Origin of the sequence: Ruegeria sp. HKCCD7251, assembly GCF_013031165.1 — a bacterium.
Taxonomy (GTDB): Bacteria; Pseudomonadota; Alphaproteobacteria; order Rhodobacterales; family Rhodobacteraceae; genus Ruegeria.
This window is the reverse complement of the sequence record NZ_WPZC01000003.1, coordinates 103,827-126,168: the sequence shown is the minus strand read 5'-3', so window position 1 is coordinate 126,168 and position 22,342 is coordinate 103,827. Positions and strand designations below refer to the sequence as shown.

The window sequence follows — 22,342 nt, the reverse complement described above, 5'->3', positions numbered from 1 at the left end:
TAAAAAAGGCGCACACTTTGGCCCGCCTTTGATGTTTTGAGTGCTGAAAGGTCAGCTATGGATTGGGCCGTCCCCGCAGGCCAGCGCAGCCTCGCGCACGGCTTCCGAGTAGGTCGGGTGGGCGTGACAAGTCAGGGCCAGGTCTTCGGCTGACGCACCGAACTCCATCGCGACGCAGACTTCGTGGATCAGGTCACCTGCAGCGGGGCCAATGATATGTGCGCCCAGAATGCGGTCGGTTTCCTTGTCGGCCAGAATCTTGACGAAACCGTCGGCGGCAAAGTTTGCCTTGGCGCGTCCATTGCCCATGAACATGAACTTGCCGGCCTTATAGGCGCGACCCGCCTCTTTCAGCGTGGCTTCGGTTTCGCCGACATTGGCGACCTCGGGCCATGTGTAGATCACGCCCGGAATAACGCCGTAGTTCACATGGCCGTGCTTGCCTGCGACCTGCTCGGCGGCGGCCATGCCTTCATCTTCGGCCTTGTGGGCCAGCATAGGGCCTTCGGTCACGTCACCGATGGCATAGATGCCGGGCACGTTGGTCTGCCAATCACTGCCAACCTTGATCTGGCCGCGCGGCGTCATCTCGACGCCCAGAGCATCCAGTCCCAGACCATCCGAGAACGGCTTGCGCCCGGTGGCGACCAGCACGGTGTCGGCGTCGATCACGTGCTCGCTGTCATCTTTGCGCAGCTTGTAGGTGACCTTGGCCTTGGTCTTGGTGGCTTCGGTCTTTTGCACGGCGGCGCCCATGACGAACTTCAGGCCCTGCTTCTTGAGAATCCGCTGGAACGTCTTTTGTACCTCGGGGTCCATACCCGGCGTGATCTCGTTGAGGAATTCGATCACAGTCACCTCGGCGCCCAGACGCTGATAGACCGAGCCCAACTCCAGCCCAATCACGCCCGCGCCGATCACAATCATCTTTTTCGGGATTTTGCCCAGCGACAACGCACCGGTCGAAGTCACGACGATTTTCTCGTCCACCTCGACACCCGGCAGCGAGGACGGCTCGGACCCTGAGGCGATGATGATGTTCTTGGCCTCGTGGACCTCATCGCCCACCTTGACCTGACCTGCGGCAGGGATTGAGCCCCAGCCCTTAAGCCAGTCGATCTTGTTCTTCTTGAACAGAAACTCGATGCCCTTGGTGTTACCGTCGATCACCTCGTCCTTATAGGCCTGCATCTGCTTCCAATCGACCGAGGGGCTTTTGCCCTTCAGGCCCATCTTGGCAAAGTTATGCTCGGCCTCATGAAGCTGGTGCGATGCGTGCAACAATGCCTTCGATGGGATGCAGCCTACGTTCAGGCAGGTGCCGCCCAACGTTTCACGCCCTTCAACGACAGCGGTCTTCAGACCCAACTGGGCGCAGCGAATCGCGCAGACATAGCCGCCGGGGCCGGCGCCAATAACGATGACATCATAGTTTGCCATTTTATTCTCCTAGAACCTGAGGAGTTAAATTTAAATCGGGTGGCCATCATGGGATGGCGCACCCGGCAATAGTCAGACCGGTGTCAGAATTTTTGTTTTGATATGGGCAACTCCGCCACGCTCGTGATGCATGGCCAGTTCCTCAGATTCAATAAAGTCCTGAGCGCGCTCCAGATCCGTGATTTCGAACAACGCAACTGCGTGGTCTTTCTGATCTGGGTCTTTCCAGATGTGGAGGTCGCGGATTCCCGCGGCCTCTCGCATTTTTTGGTCTTCGCGGAAGACTTTCAGCCAGACATCAAAGTCCGCCACGTCAGCCTCCCAAAGTACATGAGTCGCCATGATTACAGATCCATCAGCAAGCGGCGTGGGTCTTCCAGCGCTTCTTTTACGCGGACAAGGAACGTCACCGCGCCTTTGCCGTCAACGATCCGGTGATCATAGGACAGGGCCAGATACATCATCGGGCGAATTTTGATCTCACCGTTGATCACCATGGGGCGGTCCTGAATCTTGTGCATACCCAGAATGCCCGATTGCGGCGGGTTCAGGATCGGCGAAGACATCAGCGAGCCATAGACACCGCCATTCGAGATGGTGAAGGTGCCGCCCTGCATCTCGGCCATGGACAGCTTGCCGTCACGGGCACGTCTGCCTTTTTCTGCGATCGCCTTTTCGATTTCGGCAAAGGACATGCTGTCCGCGTCGCGGATGACCGGAACTACCAGACCCTGCGGAGTTCCCGCAGCCACGCCCATGTGGACGAAGTTCTTATAGACAATATCCGTACCGTCGATCTCGGCGTTCACCTCAGGTACTTCTTTCAACGCGTGACAGCAGGCTTTGGTGAAGAAGGACATAAAGCCCAAACGGACGCCGTGCTTTTTCTCGAACTGGTCTTTGTACTGGCTGCGCAGGGCCATCACTTCGGTCATGTCTACCTCGTTATAGGTGGTCAGGATCGCGGCCGTGTTCTGCGCGTCTTTCAGGCGCTTGGCGATGGTCTGGCGCAGACGGGTCATGCGCACACGCTCTTCGCGCCCGGCATCCTCTGCGGCAACCGGCGCGCGTGGGGCAGGGGAAGCAGGGGCGGGGGCAGCCGCCGCAGGTGCTGGTGCCGTAGCGGCCGCTGCAACAGCGTTTGCGACGTCCTCTTTCATGATGCGGCCATCGCGCCCGGTTCCGGTGACCTGATCTGCAGACAGTCCTGCTTCGGCCATAGCTTTTTCAGCGGACGGTGCGTTGGTGACATCCTTGCCACCGCCATCGCCGGTACCCGCGGCAGGTGCCGCTGCCGGTGCTGACGGTGCCGGGGCTGCACCTGCCGCTGCGCCGGAAATCACGGCCAGCTTTGCCGTTGCGTCGACGGTGGTGCCTTCGGGCGCTACGATCTCGGCCAATACGCCAGCCGTCGGGGCGGGAACCTCGACCGAGACCTTATCAGTTTCAAGCTCACACAGCATTTCGTCTTGCGCGACGCTGTCGCCGACCTGTTTGAACCAAGTGGACACAGTCGCTTCGGTGACGGATTCGCCCAGCGTGGGAACCATCACGTCCACGCTTCCGCCAGACGCTGCGGGTGCGGCGGCAGGTGCAGGGCTTGGGGCCGCCGCCAGAGCCGGGGCGGCGCCTTCTCCGGCTGCGATCGTCGCCAGCAAAGCGTCAACGCCTACGGTTTCGCCTTCGGCTGCAACAATCTCACCCATCACACCAGCGGCAGGCGAAGGGACTTCGACGGTGACTTTGTCGGTCTCCAACTCGCACAGCATCTCATCCACAGCCACTGCGTCGCCCGGTTTTTTGAACCAGGTTGCAACCGTGGCCTCGGTGACCGACTCGCCCAGCGTGGGAACACGAACTTCAATGGACATTGCTTATTTTCCTTCAATGCTCAGCGCTTCGTTCACCAGCGCTTCTTGTTGGGCTTTGTGTTGGCTGGCCAGACCCGTTGCGGGCGAGGCCGACGTCGCGCGGCCGACATAGCGTGGCCGTGTATGCTTGGCACCGATCCGAGTTAGGACCCATTCGATATTCGGCTCGATAAAGGTCCAGGCCCCTTGGTTCTTGGGTTCTTCCTGACACCAGAGCATCTCGGCCTCTTTGAATCGCTCAAGCTCGTTGATCAGTGAGTGCGCGGGGAAGGGATAGTATTGTTCGATCCGCAACAAATAGACATCGTCGATACCGCGCGCGTCGCGCTCTTCCAGCAGGTCATAGTAGACCTTGCCGGAACACAGAACGACCCGCTTGATCTTTTTGTCTGCGACCAGCTTGGTGTCGGAATTCCCCTGCTGCGCGTCATCCCACAGCACCCGGTGGAAGCTGGACCCGGTGGTGAAATCCTCGGCCGTGCTGACGGCCAGCTTGTGACGCAGCAGCGACTTGGGCGTTACCAGGATCAGCGGTTTGCGGAATGTCCTGTGCAATTGTCGGCGCAGGATGTGGAAATAGTTCGCGGGCGTCGTACAGTTCGCCACGATCCAGTTGTCCTGACCGCACATCTGCAGGAACCGTTCAAGCCGGGCGGACGAGTGTTCCGGGCCTTGCCCTTCGAACCCGTGCGGTAGCAGCGTCACCAACCCGGACATACGCAGCCATTTCGATTCACCCGAGCTGATGAACTGGTCGAACATGATCTGCGCGCCGTTGGCAAAATCGCCGAACTGCGCCTCCCACAGGGTCAGGGCGTTGGGTTCGGCCAGCGAATAGCCATATTCAAAGCCCAGCACCGCGTATTCGGACAGCATCGAGTCGATCACTTCATACTGCGACTGGCCGGCGCGGATATTGTTCAGCGGGTAATACCGTTCCTCGGTCTCCTGATGCACAAAGCCAGAGTGGCGCTGGCTGAATGTGCCGCGCGTCGCGTCCTGGCCGGACAGACGCACCGGATAGCCTTCGGTCAGCAGGGACCCGAAGGCCAGCGCTTCACCCGTTGCCCAATCAAAACCTTTGCCGTTGTCGAACATCTGCTTCTTGTGATCGAGCAGGCGCGACACCGTCTTGTGAACGGCGATATCCGCAGGCGCATGGGTCAGCGCATTTCCGATCTCGGCCATTGTCTCGGGCGTGATCGCAGTGTCGCCACGCACATATTCTTCCTTGTTCTTGTCCAGGTGCGACCAGCGCCCGTCCAACCAATCGGCCTTGTTGGGTTTGTAGTCTTTTCCGGCCTCGAACTCATCATTCAGATGAGCCTGGAACGCGGCCTTCATGTCCTCGATCTCGCCCTCGGGAATCAGGCCATCTTTGACCAGACGCTCGGTGTACAGCGACAGCGTGGTCTTATGCGTTTTGATCTTCTTATACATGATCGGGTTAGTGAACATGGGCTCATCGCCCTCGTTGTGACCAAACCGGCGATAGCAGAAGATGTCGATGACCACGTCCTTGTGGAACTTCTGGCGGAATTCAGTGGCGACCTTGGCGGCGTGAACCACAGCCTCGGGGTCGTCGCCGTTCACGTGGAAGATAGGTGCCTCAACCATCAGCGCGATATCCGTCGGATATGGGCTGGAGCGGCTGAAATGCGGCGCGGTGGTAAAGCCGATCTGGTTGTTTACCACGATATGCATGGTGCCGCCGGTCTTGTGACCGCGCAGACCAGACAGGCCAAACCCTTCGGCAACAACACCCTGACCGGCAAAAGCTGCGTCGCCGTGCAGCAGGATGCCCATCACGGAGGTACGCTCGGCGTCCTTGAACTGATCCTGCTTGGCGCGGACCTTGCCTAGAACCACCGGGTTCACTGCCTCAAGATGGCTGGGGTTGGCGGTCAGCGACAGGTGCACGCTGTTGCCGTCAAATTCACGGTCGCTAGAAGCACCGAGATGGTATTTCACATCGCCCGAGCCATCCACGTCCTCGGGCTTGAAGCTGCCGCCCTGAAACTCGTTGAAGATCGCGCGATAGGGTTTGCGCATCACGTTGGCCAGAATGTTCAGACGGCCACGGTGCGGCATCCCGATGACGATTTCCTTGACGCCCAAGGCACCGCCACGCTTGATGATCTGCTCCATCGCGGGGATCAGGGCCTCACCCCCGTCCAGACCGAACCGTTTGGTGCCCATGTATTTGACGTGCAGGAATTTCTCGAAGCCCTCGGCCTCGACCATCTTGTTCAGGATCGCCTTGCGGCCTTCCTTGGTAAACGCGATTTCCTTGCCGTATCCTTCGATCCGTTCCTTCAGCCACGCGGCCTGTTCAGGGTCGGAGATATGCATGTATTGCAGCGCGAAGGTGCCGCAATAGGTCCGCTTCACGATATCTACGATCTGCCGCATCGAGGCCATCTGCAGACCCAGCACGTTGTCGATAAAGATCGGCCGGTCCATGTCGGCCTCGGTGAACCCATAAGTCTTGGGGTCCAGTTCAGGATGGGTGCTGGCCGCCCGCATCCCCAGCGGATCCAGATTGGCGGCCAGATGGCCCCGGATGCGATAGGCCCGGATCAGCATCAGCGCCCGCAGACTGTCCAGAACGGCGCGCTTGATCTGGTCGTCGCTGACCTCAACGCCTTTGTCTGCCGCCTTGTCCTTGATCTTTTTTCCCGCCGCCTTGGCGTCAATCTCGGCCCATTCCCCAGTGAGCGCCCCGGTCAGATCATCCGCTGGCATCGGCGGCCAGTCGGTTCGCGCCCATGATGGCCCTTCGGCTTCTTTCTGGACGTCCGGCGTCGCGTCGCCCATGGCCTTGAAAAACTCGGCCCAGGCCGCGTCTACCGCGCCGGGGTCCTTTGTGTACTGAGCATAAAGCTGCTCCAGATATTCGGCATTATGCCCTTGCATAAAGCTTGAGGCATGAAAGGCAGAGTTGGGCGAGTGTTCGGTCATTGGGTTACCTCATATGGGTTGGGACCGTATTGATTTGTGCCTGGCTGACTGGGGCGGGTCAGCCACCACAGCACCAGGAGAGGCGACACCACCAGAACCAGCAGCGTCGGAATTACGACCAGCAAAGTGGCGCGGGTAAACAGGATGTCCAGATTGCCACCGTGCTGGAAACTGGACGCCAGACCAATTCCGAAAATCAGAACTGCGGCGGCTCCGAGGATCAGCAGGATCGGCAGCAGCGCATAAAGCCCGCTGCGCCCGGTGTCATGCATCCGGCGCCATGCGACCGCGAGATGCGGGAAAAAGACGATTACGCCGACGATTGACTGTACCGGTTGGCTTGATGTGGCGGTGACGGATTTCGTCGTGCCCGTTTCCGTCGTGGTGACCTGAGTGAAAAACTGCCAGTCAATAATCCCGGCGATGATATTCCAGATCACGATAAACAGGAAAAAGAACCAGTACTCGGGCCGCGAGGCGCGGCCCGAGAATGTTAAGAACTTTGAGAAACACGTTTTGACAGCCTCACCAAAGGTCATGTTTTCCGTTCCTCCCAAAGTAGACGGCTAAGCCGCCGCTTTAACCAATCGCTTCCAGCACGGCCTCACCCAGCGTCGCGGGGCTTTCTGCCACAACGACACCGGCCGAGCGCATGGCTTCGATCTTGTCCTCGGCTCCGCCTTTGCCGCCGGCGACGATCGCGCCCGCGTGGCCCATACGGCGGCCCGGAGGGGCTGTGCGGCCTGCGATGAAACCAGCAACCGGCTTTTTGCGGCCCTTCTTGGCCTCATCCGCCAGGAACTGCGCGGCTTCTTCTTCGGCCGAGCCACCGATCTCACCGATCATGATGATCGAGTGGGTTTCGTCGTCCGCCAGGAACCATTCCAGCACGTCGATATGCTCGGTCCCTTTGATCGGATCGCCGCCGATGCCCACACAGGTGGACTGGCCTAGACCCACATCGGTGGTCTGCTTAACGGCCTCATAGGTCAGGGTGCCGGAACGCGACACAACGCCGACCGAGCCGCGCTTGTGGATGTGGCCGGGCATGATGCCGATTTTGCAGGCGTCGGGCGTAATGACACCGGGGCAGTTCGGGCCGATTAGGCGCGATTTCGAGCCTTCCAGCGCCCGCTTTACCTTCATCATGTCCAGAACCGGGATGCCTTCGGTGATGCAGACGATCACCTCCATCTCGGCATCAATCGCTTCGAGGATCGAGTCAGCCGCGAAAGGCGGCGGCACATAGATCACGCTGGCGTTGGCTTCGGTCACATGCTTGGCCTCGTGGACCGAGTTAAACACGGGCAGGTCAAGATGGGTCATCCCGCCTTTGCCGGGGGTTACACCGCCGACCATCTTGGTGCCATAAGCAATGGCCTGTTCGCTGTGGAATGTGCCCTGCGAGCCGGTAAAGCCCTGACAGATCACTTTGGTATTTTCGTCGATGAGGACTGCCATCTGGCGTTCTCCTTTGTAGGGCGGGTTTTGGCCCGCCAAAATCTTGGGAAAGGCGGGCTGAAGCCCGCCTTACGGGATGACAATCAGCCTTTTACCGCCTTCACGATCTTCTCGGCACCGTCTTTCAGGTTGTCCGCGGCGATCACGTCCAGACCAGAGGTGTTGATGATCTCTTTGCCTTTCTCGACATTCGTGCCTTCCAGACGCACGACCAGCGGAACCTTCAGGCCGACCTCTTTCACCGCTGCGACAACGCCTTCGGCGATGACGTCACAGCGCATGATGCCGCCGAAGATGTTGACCAGAATGCCTTTGACGTTTTCGTCCGAGGTGATGATCTTGAACGCCTCGGTCACTTTCTCTTTGGTGGCACCGCCGCCCACGTCGAGGAAGTTGGCAGGCTCGGCACCATACAGTTTGATGATGTCCATCGTGGCCATCGCCAGACCGGCACCGTTCACCATGCACCCGATCTCACCATCCAGCGCGATGTAGTTCAGGTCGTACTTGGAGGCTTCGAGTTCCTTGGGGTCTTCCTCGGTCTCGTCGCGCAGCTCGGCAATGTCGGGGTGGCGGTAAACCGCGTTGCTGTCAAAGCCCAGCTTGGCGTCCAGCACCTTGAGGTCGCCGCCTTCGGCCACGATCAGCGGGTTGATTTCCAGCATCTCCATGTCCTTCTCGACGAAAGCCTGGTACAGCTGACCCATCAGCTTGACGCATTGCTTGACCTGCGCGCCTTCCAGACCCAGCGAGAAGGCGATGCGGCGGCCGTGATAAGCCTGATAGCCGGTCACAGGGTCCACCGAGAAGGACAGGATTTTCTCAGGCGTGGACTCGGCCACTTCTTCGATGTCCATGCCGCCTTCGGTCGAGCATACGAACGAGATGCGGCTGGTCTGGCGATCCACCAGCAGGGCCAGATACAGTTCGCGTTCGATGCCGGAACCAGCCTCGATATAGATGCGATTGACCTGCTTGCCTGCGGGGCCAGTCTGATGTGTGACCAGCGTGCGGCCCAGCATCTTTTTGGCTTCTTCGGCGGCTTCTTCCACCGACTTGGTCAGACGGACACCGCCTTTTTCACCGGCGTCAGCCTCTTTGAACGAGCCCTTGCCGCGGCCACCCGCGTGGATTTGGGCCTTTACAACCCACAAGGGGCCGTCCAGTTCACCGGCTGCGGTTTTGGCTTCCTCGGCGCGCAGAACCGCGCGACCTTCAGAGACCGGAGCGCCATAGCTGCGAAGAAGAGCCTTGGCCTGATATTCGTGAATGTTCATCGAAACTGTCCCGTTTGACTACGATTACTTCGTTATAGAAATGTCCGAAGGGTAAATTTAAAGGTTTTTTTGTTTTCAAAGCCCTTTTTCACAGAGATTTTTACTGTTTGTGATCACACTTTTTTTGGGTGTGATCACAAAATGACGGAAGTTAAATTTATGATTCGATAAATCGTTTCGCGCCTTTGAAAACAAATTCAAAAAGGGTGTTTGAGGTGTTTGCGCTAATACTCTTCCCGCAAGTATTGCGGATCAAGAGGCCAGTACAAAAGAAAACCGGCCCAACTTGTGGGCCGGTTTGGAATGTCGAAACGGCCGAAATTAGGCCAGAGAGCTGTCGATGCCCTTACATGCCTCGATCAGGCCCTTCACAGCGTTGACCGAGTTATCGAAACCGGCTTGCTCTTCTTCGTTGAGTTTGATGTCGACAACACGCTCGATGCCGCCCGCGCCGATCACGGTGGGGACGCCTACATACATGCCGTCAACGCCCAGTTCGCCGTTGCAATAGGCGGCACAGGGCAGGACGCGCTTCTGGTCTTTCAGGTAGGCTTCGGCCATTTCGATCGCCGATGTTGCCGGAGCATAGAAGGCCGAGCCGGTTTTCAGCAGGCCAACGATTTCGGCGCCACCGTCACGGGTACGCTGAACGATGGCGTCCAGTTTCTCTTGTGTGGTCCAGCCCATTTCAACCAGATCGGGCAGCGGGATACCAGCAACGGTCGAATAGCGCACCGACGGAACCATCGTGTCGCCGTGGCCGCCCAGAACAAATGCTGTGACGTCGCGCATGGACACGTTGAACTCTTCCGACAGGAAATGCGCAAAACGGCCCGAGTCCAGAACGCCTGCCATGCCGCAGACCTTGTTGTGGGGCAGGCCCGAGAATTCGCGCAGCGCCCAGACCATCGCGTCCAATGGGTTGGTGATGCAGATGACGAACGCATCGGGCGCATTGGCGGCGATGCCTTCACCCACGGATTTCATGACTTTCAGGTTGATGCCCAGCAGGTCATCGCGGCTCATGCCCGGTTTGCGGGGAACACCGGCGGTGACGATGCAGACGTCGGCGCCAGCGATGTCCTCGTAGGACTGGGTGCCTTTCAGCTTGGCGTCGAACCCTTCGGAGGGGCCGGATTCAGCGATGTCCAGCGCCTTGCCTTCCGGTGTGCCTTCGGCGATGTCAAACAGGACGACATCACCCAGTTCTTTCATTGCAGCGAGGTGGGCGAGCGTGCCGCCGATCTGACCTGCGCCGATCAGCGCGATCTTGGGTCTGGCCATTTGGAATATCTCCGATGGGTTTTGAAATCGCGGTTGTGCTAGTCGGTAAAACGGATTTGTGCAAGTGTTCTGCTGCGTGGCATACAACCGCATACCGATTTTCCTAGCGTCCAAGGGGCGTGAATTCTTGCTTTTCTGGAATGCTGAATGTTCGAACTGGACTTGATGTTCTTTGCCGTGGCTATCCCTGCCGTGATCTTTGCAGGCATTTCCAAGGGAGGGTTCGGGTCGGGCGTGGCCTTTGCGTCCTCGTCGATTCTGGCGTTGATCCTGACGCCCGGACAGGCGCTGGCGTTGATGTTGCCGATTCTGATGGTGATCGACGTTGCCACCCTGAAACCCTATTGGAAACGGTGGAGCTGGCCGGATTCGCGCCTGTTGATTCTGGGGGCTGTGCCGGGTGTCGCGCTGGGCGCGTGGCTCTATCGTGCCACCGACGACGACTTGCTTCGCCTGCTGATCGGAGGGATCTCGGTCGGGTTCGTGATTTGGCATGTGGCGCAAAGCAGGGGCTGGATTCGTGGTTTTGCCAACCGTCTGCCGCCGTCGGCCGGGCTGTTTGCAGGGTTGGTGGCCGGGTTCACCAGTTTTGTCAGCCATGCTGGCGGTCCGCCTGCCGCCGTGTACCTGCTGTCGCAACGCCTGACGAAGACCGAGTTTCAGGCCAGCACCGTGCTGGTCTTCTGGGTCATCAACGCGGTGAAATTCGTGCCCTTCGCTTATCTGGGCCTGTTTACGTGGCATACGGCGCTGGCGGACTTGCTGCTGGCCCCCTTTGCCATTCTTGGCGCATGGTTGGGTGTCCGGGCACATTTTATGATGTCCGAACGCTTATTCTTTGGCATCGCCTATGTCCTGCTGACTCTGACGGGTAGCAAGCTGATCTGGGATGCACTGACTTAGACGTTGGGCGGCAGTGCCTCGTCCATGTCCTCATAGGACTGACCGGACGCGATTAGGCAGGTCATCCCGTCCGGCAACGTCACCGTGATCGTCCAACTACCGCTTGCGGTCGAGGCATAGACCTCCATCACCGCACCTTGTCGCGCGATGCCAATACCCTGTCGGGTCTCGCCATAGGTTTCAGCCAGTCGCTTTATGATCTCCTCGCGGGGCGCGCAGGTCTGTGCCTGCACCTGAACGGCGGCCAGAACCATGATGCCCAGCCCCATCGTCATCTTGAACAGCGTATTCTGCATCCTTGCACCCTTTCGATTCCATCTGTCCAAAAGGGTGCAAGTGACGTGCCGAAATCTGGTTAAACCGACGCACGTTGCGTCGCGAATGCTGCAACGCGGCGATTTTGTCCTTGAACTTTCCGACAAAAAATGCCCCATTCCGCGCAACTTTATTTCACAAGGGAGAGGCCAATGGACCCCCGTCAGCGCCCCTATCGTTCTGTTCTGTATATCCCCGGCTCGAAAGATCGGGCGCTGGACAAGGCGCGCACCTTGCCGGTCGACGCGATTATCTTTGATCTGGAAGATGCCGTCGCCGCCGACGAAAAAGACAACGCGCGGGAAACGCTCAAGGCCGCTTTGGCCGCGGGTGGATATGGCGCGCGGGTTAAGATTGTGCGGATCAACGGACTGGACACCGAATGGGGCCGCGCCGATGCCGAGGCCGTGCGGGACATGGACGCCGATGTGGTTCTGCTGCCCAAGGTGAACTCGGCCGCTGATGTGGACGCGCTGGCCGCGATCACTGGCGATATCCCGATCTGGGCGATGATGGAGACCCCGCGCGGAATGCTGAACGCCGCCGAGATCGCCGCGCATCCGCTGATGGCGGGCTTTGTTATGGGAACCAACGACCTGGCCAAGGAATTGCAGACCCGGTTCCGCCCCGACCGCCTGCCGCTGATGACGTCGCTGGGCCTGTGTCTGCTGGCCGCCAAGGCCGAGGGGCTGATCATCGTGGATGGCGTCTATAACGCTTTCAAGGATGACGAAGGTCTGGCCGCAGAATGCACGCAGGGCCGTGACATGGGCTTTGACGGCAAGACCCTGATCCACCCCGCTCAGGTCGAGATAACGAACGCGGCCTTCGCCCCGTCTGACGCCGAAATTGACCTGGCGCAACGTCAGATTGCCGCCTTTGAAGAGGTCGAAGCACAAGGGCAGGGCGTTGCTGTCGTGGATGGCAAGATCGTGGAAAACCTGCACGTTGCAACCGCCCGCGAAATTCTGGCAAAAGCAGAGGCGATTTCAGCTTTGCAAGCGGGGTAAGCCAGCATGGGCTTTGTTCTTCTGATCCTTGGTGTGGCGCTTTGGTGGGCCGCGCATCTGTTCAAACGTGTGATGCCAGCGCAACGCGCGGCGATGGGCAATGGCGGCAAAGGCGCGGTGGCGCTAGCGCTGGTGGCGGCGATCTTGCTGATGATCTTCGGTTATCGCATGACCGATTTCATCTATGTTTGGGCACCGCCGACTTTCATGGTTCACATCAACAATCTGTTGGTGTTGATCGCCATCTTCATGATGAGCCCCGCTGGGAAAAAAGGCCGTCTGCTGAACAAGATGCGCCACCCGCAACTGGCAGGCTTCCGCGCTTGGGCATTTGCGCATTTGCTGGTCAATGGCGATCTAGCCTCGATCATCCTGTTCGGCGGGCTGTTCCTGTGGGCGTTGGTCGAGGTGGTTATGATCAACCGGGCCGAACCCGACTGGACCCCTGGTGAGCCTGGCACCTATGGCAAGGATGCGATGTTCTTTGTGGCCTCGATCGTGCTGCTGGGCGTGATCGGCTATATTCACGGGTTGGTTGGCCCGTCGCCGTTCGGATCATAGGGGGCTGAGGATGGCAAAACTTTATCGTCTGCTGACGGAAGAGGACACCTCGGCCTTTTGCCACAAAGTGTCCGACGCGCTGGCCAAAGGCTGGGAGCTGTATGGCGACCCGTCCTATGCCTTTGACGCAGCAAACAACGTGATGCGCTGCGCGCAGGCTGTGACCAAAGAGGTCGCGGCAGATTACTCCTCTGACATGAAACTGGGACAGCAATAATGGCAAAAACCAATCCGGGCCGCTTTTTCGAGGATTATTCCGTCGGGCAGGTGCTGCACCATGCGGTACCGCGCACCGTGACCGATGGCGAACGTGCGATGTATCACGCGCTGTATCCGGCGCGCCATGCGCTGTATTCCTCGGATGAGTTCGCCCGGGCCTCGGGCCTGCCGCAAAGCCCGTTGGACGACATGGCGGCGTTTCACGTGGTGTTTGGCAAGACCGTGCCGGATGTCTCGCTGAACGCGGTGGCCAATCTGGGTTATGCCGAGGGGCGCTGGCTGAAGCCGGTCTATCCCGGTGACACGCTGCGGTCGGAATCCGAGGTAATCGGGGTCAAGCAGAACTCGAATGGCAAGACCGGGGTGGTTTATGTGCGCACCCGTGGTCTGAACCAGCGCGACGAGGCGGTCATGGAATATGTCCGCTGGGTGATGGTGCGCAAATCGGACCTGTCCACCCCAGCGCCCGAAGCCGTTGTGCCGCAACTGAAAAAGGCGCTGGAGCCGGGCGATCTGGTCATCCCGCAGGGATTGGATTTCTCGAACTACGATTTCGCCCTAGCGGGTGAGGCGCATCGCTGGGGCGATTATGAGATCGGCGAAAAGATTGACCACGTGGATGGTGTGACCGTGGAAGAGGCCGAGCATATGCTGGCCACGCGTCTGTGGCAGAACACTGCCAAGGTGCATTTCGACCTGACCTTTCGACCCGAAGGGCGGTTGATCTATGGCGGACACGTGATCTCGATGGCGCGGACGCTGTCGTTCAACGGTTTAGCCAATGCACAGATGGTGGTTGGCCTGAACGGCGGTGCACACGCCAACCCGTGCTTCGCTGGCGATACGATCAAGGCGTGGTCCGAGGTTCTGGACAAGGTCGAGACAGATGTTCCCGGAGTTGGGGCGATCCGTTTGCGATTGGTGGCGACCAAAGGTGGGGAGCCTTTTGAGCTTAAGAACGAAGATGGCCGGTACATGCCAAACATCCTGCTTGATCTCGACTATTGGGCCCTGATGCCCGTCTGATCGGGCCGCCCACATTCATGTGATCGCAGCCTTGTCCAAACGTGTTAGGCTGCGGTCATGCTCCTGTTTCGCTCGATTGCTGTTTGTGTCTGCCTGACTCCGCCTGCTTTGGCTTGTGATCTGGCCTTGGCTTTGGCTGTGGACGTTTCGGGGTCTGTTGATTCCACCGAGTACCGTATCCAGATGGACGGCCTTGCGGCCGGGTTGCGCGACCCCATTGTGTCCGAGGCATTGGTGCGCGGTGACGCGCGCCTAATGCTGGTGCAGTGGACTGGCGCATCGCGTCAGAAAGTGACGATACCATGGACGCGAATTGACAGTTTCGAAACGCTGGACGCCTTTGCTGGACAAGTGGCATCGGACCCGCGTGTGTGGCGCAACTTCTCAACGGCGATAGGCGAAGCACTGGAAATGACCCTAACCAGTTTCAATACGGTTTCTGAATGCAAAAGGCACTTGATTGACATCTCGGGCGACGGAATTTCAAACGAAGGGGTTGAACCGACGGAAATTCATGGCGTTTTGCGCAGCCGGGGCGTGACTGTGAACGCGATTGCCATCGAGGAAACCGAACCGGACCTGACCGCATATTTCTTTGAGAATGTTATTGTTGGCGAAGGCGCATTCGTCGTTTCTGCCGCCGGTTTCGAAGATTACCCCGAACGAATTCGTAAGAAACTGCTGCGCGAAGTGACACAGCAAACCGCCGGGCTGGAATAGCTTTGGGTCAGATTCGGAGGTGAAGGCGCTAACATCTGAAAGCTGTGATTTCATTTGTGATCACGTCATTATTTTGTGTGATCACAATTTCAAAATATCCACCATTTTGCGCCAAATATGAGCTTTTTTGCAGTTGCAGCGCGTGACAGACTTGCAAAAAACAGTAAAACCTTCGGAAGCAACCGAAAAGGAGCCAATCCGACATGGCCGATGTAAATCGGGGCAATCGCCCTCTTTCACCACATCTTACGATTTATCGCCCGCAGTTGACCTCAGCGACCTCTATTCTGGTGCGGATCACCGGAATCGCAGCCTTGGCGATGTCATTCTTCGTTGTGTGGTGGCTGCTGGCAGCCGCAACGTCAGAGTCCGCGTTCAACTTTATTGATAGCTTGATGAGAAGCTGGTTGGGCGATCTGGTCATGTTTGGCGCGACCTGGGCGATTTTTTATCACATGCTCGGGCGGTTGCGCCACGTGATCTGGGATCTGGGGTATTGCGTGGACGTCAACATCTCGGAAAAGCTGGGGATCGGCATGTTGGTGCTGGCCACCGTTCTTTCGTTCATAACAGCGATTGCGGTCTAAGGGGGACACCATGAGTTATCTGACAGACCGTAAACGTGCGCAGGGCACAGGTGCAGGCCGGCAGGGGACACATCATCACTGGCAAATGATGGCCAGTTCGACGGCACTGGTTTTCCTTGTTCCACTATTTGTGTTCACTTTCGCGAACGGGCTGGGCGGAACCTACGAAGAGGTTCTTGCCTATTACAGCCGTCCGTTCCCGGCGATCATAACTGGGCTGACGCTGGTCGTCGTTATTATTCACCTGGTCCGCGAGGCACAGGTGGCGATTGAGGACTATGTGCACGGCGTCGCAGAAAAGCTGAGCCTGATGGCAGTTGCAGCTTTTGGATACACTTTGATTGCTGCGGGGCTTTTTGCCCTCGTGAAGCTGGCGCTTTAAGGCGCGGTAGGGATAAAAACAAATGACAGCTGCATACGAATACGAAACACACGACTATGACGTGGTTGTTGTCGGCGCCGGCGGCGCCGGTTTGCGCGCCACTCTGGGCATGGCCGAGCAGGGCCTGCGCACGGCTTGTGTCACCAAGGTTTTCCCGACCCGCTCGCACACGGTTGCGGCGCAGGGCGGTATTGCTGCGTCCCTGTCGAACATGGGACCAGACCATTGGCAGTGGCACATGTATGACACCGTCAAGGGCTCGGACTGGTTGGGTGACACCGACGCGATGGAGTATTTGGCGCGTGAGGCACCAAAGGCGGTGTACGAACTGGAACATTACGGCGTTCCATTCAGCCGCACCGAAGAGGGCAAGATTTATCAGCGCCCGTTCGGTGGCCATACTACGGAATTCGGCGAAGGCCCCGCCGTGCAGCGGACCTGTGCCGCCGCAGACCGGACCGGTCACGCGATCCTGCACACGCTGTACGGTCAGTCGCTGAAGAACAATGCCGAGTTCTATATTGAATATTTCGCCATCGACCTTGTGATGTCCGATGACGGGCAATGTCAGGGCGTCGTCTGCTGGAAGCTGGACGATGGCACGATGCATGTCTTCAACGCCAAGATGGTGGTGCTGGCAACTGGCGGCTATGGCCGCGCCTATTTCAGCGCAACATCGGCCCATACCTGCACCGGTGACGGTGGCGGTATGGTGGCACGTGCGGGCCTGGCCCTGCAGGATATGGAATTCGTGCAGTTCCACCCGACTGGCATCTACGGCTCGGGCTGTTTGATCACCGAAGGCGCACGGGGCGAAGGTGGTTATCTGACCAACTCAGAAGGCGAACGGTTCATGGAGCGTTACGCGCCCCAATACAAAGACCTTGCGCCACGCGATTATGTCAGCCGTTCGATGACGATGGAGATCCGCGAGGGTCGCGGCCATGGCGACAATGGCGATCACATTCACCTGAACCTCAGCCACCTTCCCGCCGAAGCGTTGGCTGAACGACTGCCGGGGATTTCGGAATCCGCGCGCGTCTTTGCCGGTGTTGATGTCACCAAAGAGCCGATCCCGGTTCTGCCGACCGTCCACTACAACATGGGCGGTATCCCGACGAACTATTGGGGCGAAGTTCTGAACCCGACCGCCGATGATCCGACCGCAGTTGTTCCGGGCCTGATGGCGGTGGGTGAGGCCGGATGTGCCTCGGTCCACGGTGCGAACCGTCTGGGGTCCAACTCGCTGATCGACCTCGTGGTGTTTGGTCGCGCGGCTGCGATCCGGGCGGGTAAGGTTGTCGATGCCGACGCGCCGAACCCGGTGCTGAACCAAGCTTCGGTCGATAAGGCATTTGACCGGTTTGATGCCGTTCGCAACGCTAGCGGGTCTATCCCAACGGCTGACCTGCGGCTTGAGATGCAGAAAACCATGCAGGCCGACGCAGCCGTGTTCCGGACCGCCAAGACAATGGCCGAAGGCGTCGAGAAGATGACGGCGATTGCCGCCAAGATGGATGACCTTAAAGTTACCGACCGCTCGTTGGTTTGGAACAGCGATCTGATGGAAACGCTGGAACTCACCAACCTGATGCCAAGTGCGCTGGCCACTATCGTAGGGGCCGAGGCGCGCAAGGAATCCCGCGGTGCCCACGCGCATGAGGACTTCACCGAGCGTGACGACGAAAACTGGCGCGTTCACACGGTCAGCCGGGTTGAAGGAAATAAGGTCGAACTCAGCTATCGCCCCGTTATCGTCGATCCTCTGACCACCGAGGATGAAGGCGGCATCAGCCTGAAGAAAATCGCGCCCAAGGCGCGGACGTTCTAAGGAGAGGAACTTATGGTACAACTGACCCTCCCCAAGAATTCCCGGATCACCACCGGTAAGACATGGCCAAAGCCCGAAGGCGCAACCAATGTGCGCAAGTTCCAGATTTATCGCTGGAACCCGGATGACGGGCAGAACCCGCGTGTCGATACGTATTTCGTTGATATGGATAGCTGTGGCCCGATGGTTCTGGACGCGCTGATCAAGATCAAGAACGAGATTGATCCCACGCTGACCTTCCGCCGGTCCTGCCGCGAAGGGATTTGCGGGTCTTGCGCGATGAATATCGACGGGATCAACACGCTGGCCTGTATCTATGGCATGGATGAGATCAAGGGCGACGTGAAAATCTATCCGCTGCCGCATATGCCGGTTGTCAAGGACCTGATCCCCGATCTGACCCATTTCTATGCGCAACACGCGTCCATCATGCCGTGGCTGGAAACCAAGACCAACCGGCCCGCGAAAGAATGGAAGCAGTCCATCGAAGACCGCAAAAAGCTGGATGGTCTGTATGAGTGCGTGATGTGCGCAAGTTGCTCGACCTCATGCCCCAGCTACTGGTGGAACGGCGACCGTTACCTTGGCCCCGCAGCATTGCTGCATGCCTATCGCTGGATCATCGACAGCCGTGATGAGGCGACCGGTGAGCGTTTGGATGAGCTGGAAGATCCGTTCAAGCTGTACCGCTGCCACACGATCATGAACTGCGCCAAGACCTGCCCTAAAGGTCTGAACCCGGCCAAGGCGATTGCCGAGATCAAGAAGATGATGGTCGAACGCGCAGTTTAAGGTGCGCGCAAAATCAGTGCTTGCCGCATTGCGGCAAGCGCATGGCGAGGTTGCAAAACAATGCGATGCAGCCTTCCCTGCTTGGCACTATCTTGTGCGCAGGGAGGAGTGATTCAACTGTAAAAGGGATCGCTCCGATGCGGGATCAAAACCAAAAAACCAAAGCAGACGAAGCGCTTGAGGCACTGGAGCAGGCTTGGGCCTATTACACGCCGGAACCTGTTGCGTCTGACACCCATGAACCAGACTTGTTCGAATATGCGAACGCCGCTTGAACGCATTAAAGGAATGGGTAATGCATAAGCATGCCCATTCTATTGCTTTTGCTGGCCGCTGGTGTTTTTGCGTATTTCATCTGGCGGTCACGAACATCGTCTTTGACACGTGACTGCCGCTGGCGTCAGCACCGTAAGGAGGGTGTCTGGATTTGCGCCTATTGCGGGGCGCAACAGTTTGGGGCTGATAGCCCTAAAACCTGCCTAAGGAAGTAATCTCAAAAGGATACTCTGATCGTCCCGTCCTGTTTAGGCGGCGTTTGGGAACGCCGCACGCAGAGCGATTTCAACCATGTCGCCAAAGCTGCTTTCCCGTTCGGATGCGGGCAGAGCCTCACCGGTTAGCAGGTGATCGGATACGGTCAGAACGGCCAGAGCCCGGCACTTGTGCCGCGCGGCCAGAATGTAAAGCTCGGCTGCTTCCATTTCGACGCCAAGAATTCCGTGACGGACCATCTGTTCGTTCAGGTCGGGCCGTTCATCATAGAACACGTCCGAGGAGTAGATTCCCCCGATGTGGGTCGGAGTGCCGCTGGCCTCGGCCGCTTGAGCTGCTGCTTGCAGCAGACCCCAATCCGCGCAAGGCGCAAAGTTGAGTTCCTTCATGATGCCACGCGACGGGGTGCTTAGTGTTGTCGAAGTCATTGCCAGAATGACATCGCGGACATTGACACTATCTTGCATTCCCCCACACGATCCGATCCGGATCAGTGTTTTTGCGCCAAAGTCGCGAATTAATTCGTTCGCGTAGATCGACAATGACGGCATTCCCATTCCGCTACCTTGAATGGAAACGGGGTTTCCTTTCCAGGTTCCGGTAAATCCCAGCATGCCGCGCACATTATTGACTTGTTTCGCGTCATCCAAAAATGTTTCCGCCGCCCATTTTGCCCGATAGGGATCACCCGGCAATAAAACAGTTTCTGCGATTTCGCCTTTTTCAGCGCCAATATGAATCGTCATTTGTTTTTTATTCCAATCAGATTTCCAGATCCGAGATACTTGCACCAGACTTAAGCGCGTCGTGTATCCATTGCGGCTTGCGTCCCCGACCAGACCAGGTTTGTGAGGGGTCTGCGGGGTTGCGGTACTTGGCCTTGGCCTTAAACCCTTTTCCCGACCCAGCGCCGTCTGCAGCCAATTCAGACAAAGAGAACCCGTATTGAGCAGCGGCCTGTTCAGCGGCTTTCAATGCTTCTTGCCGTTCCCGTATTTCCGCCTTTTTAAGCGCCTTTTCGATTTTATCACGCAGTTTAATTAGCTCCTTGCGCGACATAACCTCGAGATCAATTGTCATTATTATTCTCCATGCCATGCCCGAATGGGCAGCCTCCCTTAAGGCTCACTTTAAGTGCAGGCATGGGTTTTACCTATCCCCTTTACCAAAGGGAATAGGCATACCGATAAAAGAAACGAGAGGGTCGGCTATTCTGCTGCCAAATTCTGCGGATCAGCCAGAGTGATAATGTCGCCCATTATCGTATTCAGCTCGAAATTCTTTGGCGTGTAGATTTTCGCGACGCCCATAGTTTTCAGTTTTGCTGCATCTTCATCAGGAATGATCCCGCCGACGACAACAGGGATATCCGTCAGACCAGCCTCTTGCAGTCGGGTCATGACGTCCTGAACTAACGGGATGTGGCTGCCAGACAAGATCGACAATCCAATGACGTGTGCCTTGTCTTCTGATGCAGCAGCCACGATTTCCTCGGGTGTCAGGCGAATACCTTCATAGCTGATATCCATGCCGCAATCGCGTGCCCGGAAGGCGATTTGTTCGGCCCCGTTGGAATGGCCGTCCAGCCCGGGTTTACCAACTAGGAACTTCAGGCGGCGCCCCAATTGATCACTAACCGCGTCAACGGCGGCACGCAGGTCGTCCAGCCCCTCGGTCTTGTTGGACACAGACCCTGAAACCCCTGTCGGGCCGCGATAGGTGCCGTAGACCTTGCGCATTTCTTCCGCCCACTCACCTGTGGTTACACCTGCTTTTGCCGCGGCAATCGACGGCTCCATGACGTTGGCGCCTGTCTGTGCCGCGTTGCGGAGTGCAGCCAGTGCCGCGGTTACTGCCGCCTCGTCACGTTGAGTGCGCCATTCGTTCAGGCGGTCGATCTGCTCCTGTTCGACCGCCGGATCGACAACCATGATGCCGCCATCCTCGGTCTGAAGGGGCGAAGCTTCGCCGTCAGTCCATTTGTTCACACCGACCACAACGGTTTCGTTCCGCTCAATCCGGTTCAGGCGTTCGGCGTTCGAATCGACGAGGCGGGACTTCATGTATTCGATCGACGCGACCGCGCCGCCCATCGAATCCAGGTTGGCCAGTTCGGCGCGCGCCCCTTCTTTCAACTCTTCGACCTTGGCATCCACGGCGGGATTGCCTTCGAACAGGTCGTCATACTCCAGCAGGTCGGTTTCATAGGCCAGAATCTGCTGCATCCGCATGGACCATTGCTGATCCCACGGGCGGGGCAGGCCCAATGCCTCGTTCCACGCAGGCAATTGCACGGCACGGGCACGGGCTTTCTTGGACAGGGTCACAGCCAGCATCTCGATCAGAATACGATAGACGTTGTTTTCAGGCTGCTGCTCCGTCAGACCCAAAGAGTTCACCTGCACGCCATACCGGAAGCGGCGGAACTTTGGATTTTCGACGCCGTAGCGGTCCTGCAGAATCTCATCCCACAGGTCGACAAAGGCGCGCATCTTACACATCTCGGTCACAAACCGGATGCCTGCGTTCACGAAGAACGAAATCCGACCACAGAGCGCCGGGAAATCCTCGGCCGGTACGCGCGGGCGCAATTCGTCCAGAACGGCGATTGCGGTTGCCAACGCATAGGCCAGCTCTTGTTCAGGTGTCGCGCCCGCTTCTTGCAAGTGATAGGAACACACATTCATCGGGTTCCATTTTGGCACATTGGAATAGCAATACTCGGCCACATCCGCGATCATCTTGAGCGAGGGCTTGGGCGGGCATACATAAGTGCCGCGGCTCAGGTATTCCTTGATCAGGTCGTTCTGAACGGTCCCTTGCAGTTTCGAGACATCCGCGCCCTGTTCTTCGGCGACTGCAATATACAGCGCCAGCAACCAAGGAGCGGTCGCGTTGATGGTCATCGAGGTGTTCATCTGTTCCAGCGGAATCTGGTCGAACAGAACCCGCATGTCGCCCAGATGGCTGATCGGCACACCCACCTTGCCAACCTCGCCGCGTGCCAGGGTATGGTCGCTGTCGTAACCAGTTTGCGTCGGCAGATCGAAGGCCACAGAAAGCCCGGTCTGACCCTTGGCAAGGTTCCCACGATACAGTGCGTTTGATGCCTTGGCGGTGGAATGACCGGCATAGGTTCGGATGAGCCAGGGGCGATCTTTCTGCGTCTGCGTCATAACGTGCCTCGTATCTCAGGTGGGTAAGAAAATT

Annotated in this window: 23 protein-coding genes; 11 read left to right on the top strand and 12 right to left on the bottom strand. The window is 58.1% G+C overall.

Annotated elements, in window-relative coordinates; genetic code table 11:
* Positions 1-51: 51 nt before the first annotated feature.
* The 8 genes from lpdA to mdh form a co-directional block, all read right to left on the bottom strand.
* Entirely contained in the window at positions 52-1,440 is a 1,389-nt protein-coding gene (lpdA, locus tag GOX75_RS09800) for a dihydrolipoyl dehydrogenase (protein WP_171122590.1), read from the bottom strand.
* A gap of 72 nt (positions 1,441-1,512) precedes the next feature.
* The gene (locus tag GOX75_RS09795) at positions 1,513-1,782 is read right to left on the bottom strand and encodes a hypothetical protein (RefSeq protein ID WP_171122588.1); all 270 of its coding nucleotides are present in this window, start codon (positions 1,780-1,782) and stop codon (positions 1,513-1,515) included.
* Positions 1,783-1,784: 2 nt separating this feature from the next.
* Positions 1,785-3,311: a 2-oxoglutarate dehydrogenase complex dihydrolipoyllysine-residue succinyltransferase gene (gene odhB, locus GOX75_RS09790; protein ID WP_171122586.1), complete on the bottom strand. Its 1,527-nt coding sequence runs from the start codon at positions 3,309-3,311 to the stop codon at positions 1,785-1,787.
* 3 nt (positions 3,312-3,314) lie between these two features.
* Complete coding sequence (locus GOX75_RS09785) at positions 3,315-6,272, bottom strand: 2-oxoglutarate dehydrogenase E1 component (protein ID WP_171122584.1); 2,958 nt, start codon at positions 6,270-6,272, stop codon at positions 3,315-3,317.
* Positions 6,269-6,811, bottom strand: a complete 543-nt coding sequence (locus tag GOX75_RS09780; protein WP_171122582.1) for a DUF805 domain-containing protein — start codon at positions 6,809-6,811, stop codon at positions 6,269-6,271. Before GOX75_RS09780 ends, GOX75_RS09785 begins: the two co-directional genes overlap by 4 nt.
* 40 nt (positions 6,812-6,851) lie before the next feature.
* The gene (gene sucD / locus GOX75_RS09775) at positions 6,852-7,733 is read right to left on the bottom strand and encodes a succinate--CoA ligase subunit alpha (protein WP_171122580.1); all 882 of its coding nucleotides are present in this window, start codon (positions 7,731-7,733) and stop codon (positions 6,852-6,854) included.
* A gap of 83 nt (positions 7,734-7,816) precedes the next feature.
* Positions 7,817-9,010 carry an ADP-forming succinate--CoA ligase subunit beta gene (gene sucC / locus GOX75_RS09770; protein ID WP_171122578.1) on the bottom strand — a complete coding sequence of 398 codons (1,194 nt, stop codon included), beginning with the start codon at positions 9,008-9,010 and terminating at the stop codon, positions 7,817-7,819.
* 321 nt (positions 9,011-9,331) lie between these two features.
* Positions 9,332-10,294 (bottom strand): malate dehydrogenase, encoded by a 963-nt coding sequence (gene mdh / locus GOX75_RS09765; RefSeq protein ID WP_170353522.1) that lies wholly within the window; start codon positions 10,292-10,294, stop codon positions 9,332-9,334.
* 147 nt (positions 10,295-10,441) lie between these two features.
* Here mdh and GOX75_RS09760 point away from each other — a divergent pair, with 147 nt between their 5' ends.
* Positions 10,442-11,197, top strand: coding sequence for a sulfite exporter TauE/SafE family protein (locus GOX75_RS09760; RefSeq protein WP_171122576.1), 756 nt, complete (start codon positions 10,442-10,444; stop codon positions 11,195-11,197).
* On the opposite strand, the gene GOX75_RS09755 is transcribed toward GOX75_RS09760, so the two are convergent.
* A complete protein-coding gene (locus tag GOX75_RS09755) occupies positions 11,194-11,493 on the bottom strand; it encodes a hypothetical protein (protein WP_171122575.1) in 300 nt (99 codons plus the stop codon). The two genes, GOX75_RS09760 and GOX75_RS09755, sit on opposite strands and share 4 nt — an antisense overlap.
* A 171-nt stretch (positions 11,494-11,664) precedes the next feature.
* Between GOX75_RS09755 and GOX75_RS09750 the strand changes: the two genes are divergently transcribed.
* The 10 genes from GOX75_RS09750 (at position 11,665) to GOX75_RS09705 (ending at position 18,915) form a co-directional block, all read left to right on the top strand.
* Positions 11,665-12,522 (top strand): CoA ester lyase, encoded by an 858-nt coding sequence (locus GOX75_RS09750; RefSeq protein WP_171122573.1) that lies wholly within the window; start codon positions 11,665-11,667, stop codon positions 12,520-12,522.
* 6 nt (positions 12,523-12,528) lie between these two features.
* On the top strand, positions 12,529-13,083 hold the full coding sequence (locus GOX75_RS09745; protein ID WP_171122571.1) for an NnrU family protein: 555 nt from the start codon (positions 12,529-12,531) through the stop codon (positions 13,081-13,083).
* Between the two features lie 10 nt (positions 13,084-13,093).
* Positions 13,094-13,300 carry a DUF1737 domain-containing protein gene (locus GOX75_RS09740; RefSeq protein ID WP_171122569.1) on the top strand — a complete coding sequence of 69 codons (207 nt, stop codon included), beginning with the start codon at positions 13,094-13,096 and terminating at the stop codon, positions 13,298-13,300.
* Positions 13,300-14,328 (top strand): MaoC family dehydratase, encoded by a 1,029-nt coding sequence (locus GOX75_RS09735; RefSeq protein WP_171122567.1) that lies wholly within the window; start codon positions 13,300-13,302, stop codon positions 14,326-14,328. Before GOX75_RS09740 ends, GOX75_RS09735 begins: the two co-directional genes overlap by 1 nt.
* Before the next feature lie 57 nt (positions 14,329-14,385).
* Positions 14,386-15,048: a DUF1194 domain-containing protein gene (locus GOX75_RS09730; RefSeq protein ID WP_171122565.1), complete on the top strand. Its 663-nt coding sequence runs from the start codon at positions 14,386-14,388 to the stop codon at positions 15,046-15,048.
* Positions 15,049-15,251: 203 nt separating this feature from the next.
* On the top strand, positions 15,252-15,635 hold the full coding sequence (gene sdhC, locus GOX75_RS09725; protein WP_171122562.1) for a succinate dehydrogenase, cytochrome b556 subunit: 384 nt from the start codon (positions 15,252-15,254) through the stop codon (positions 15,633-15,635).
* Positions 15,636-15,645: 10 nt separating this feature from the next.
* Complete coding sequence (gene sdhD, locus GOX75_RS09720; protein ID WP_171122560.1) at positions 15,646-16,017, top strand: succinate dehydrogenase, hydrophobic membrane anchor protein; 372 nt, start codon at positions 15,646-15,648, stop codon at positions 16,015-16,017.
* A gap of 22 nt (positions 16,018-16,039) precedes the next feature.
* On the top strand, positions 16,040-17,848 hold the full coding sequence (gene sdhA / locus GOX75_RS09715; protein ID WP_171122558.1) for a succinate dehydrogenase flavoprotein subunit: 1,809 nt from the start codon (positions 16,040-16,042) through the stop codon (positions 17,846-17,848).
* A 12-nt stretch (positions 17,849-17,860) separates the two neighbouring features.
* On the top strand, positions 17,861-18,640 hold the full coding sequence (locus tag GOX75_RS09710) for a succinate dehydrogenase iron-sulfur subunit (RefSeq protein ID WP_170414955.1): 780 nt from the start codon (positions 17,861-17,863) through the stop codon (positions 18,638-18,640).
* Positions 18,641-18,777: 137 nt separating this feature from the next.
* Entirely contained in the window at positions 18,778-18,915 is a 138-nt protein-coding gene (locus GOX75_RS09705) for a hypothetical protein (protein WP_171122556.1), read from the top strand.
* 249 nt (positions 18,916-19,164) lie between these two features.
* On the opposite strand, the gene deoD is transcribed toward GOX75_RS09705, so the two are convergent.
* The 3 genes from deoD to GOX75_RS09690 form a co-directional block, all read right to left on the bottom strand.
* Positions 19,165-19,878: a purine-nucleoside phosphorylase gene (gene deoD, locus GOX75_RS09700; protein WP_171122554.1), complete on the bottom strand. Its 714-nt coding sequence runs from the start codon at positions 19,876-19,878 to the stop codon at positions 19,165-19,167.
* A gap of 16 nt (positions 19,879-19,894) precedes the next feature.
* Positions 19,895-20,212, bottom strand: a complete 318-nt coding sequence (locus tag GOX75_RS09695; protein ID WP_171122552.1) for an H-NS family nucleoid-associated regulatory protein — start codon at positions 20,210-20,212, stop codon at positions 19,895-19,897.
* Between the two features lie 128 nt (positions 20,213-20,340).
* Positions 20,341-22,308, bottom strand: a complete 1,968-nt coding sequence (locus GOX75_RS09690) for a protein meaA (protein ID WP_171122550.1) — start codon at positions 22,306-22,308, stop codon at positions 20,341-20,343.
* Positions 22,309-22,342: the final 34 nt, after the last annotated feature.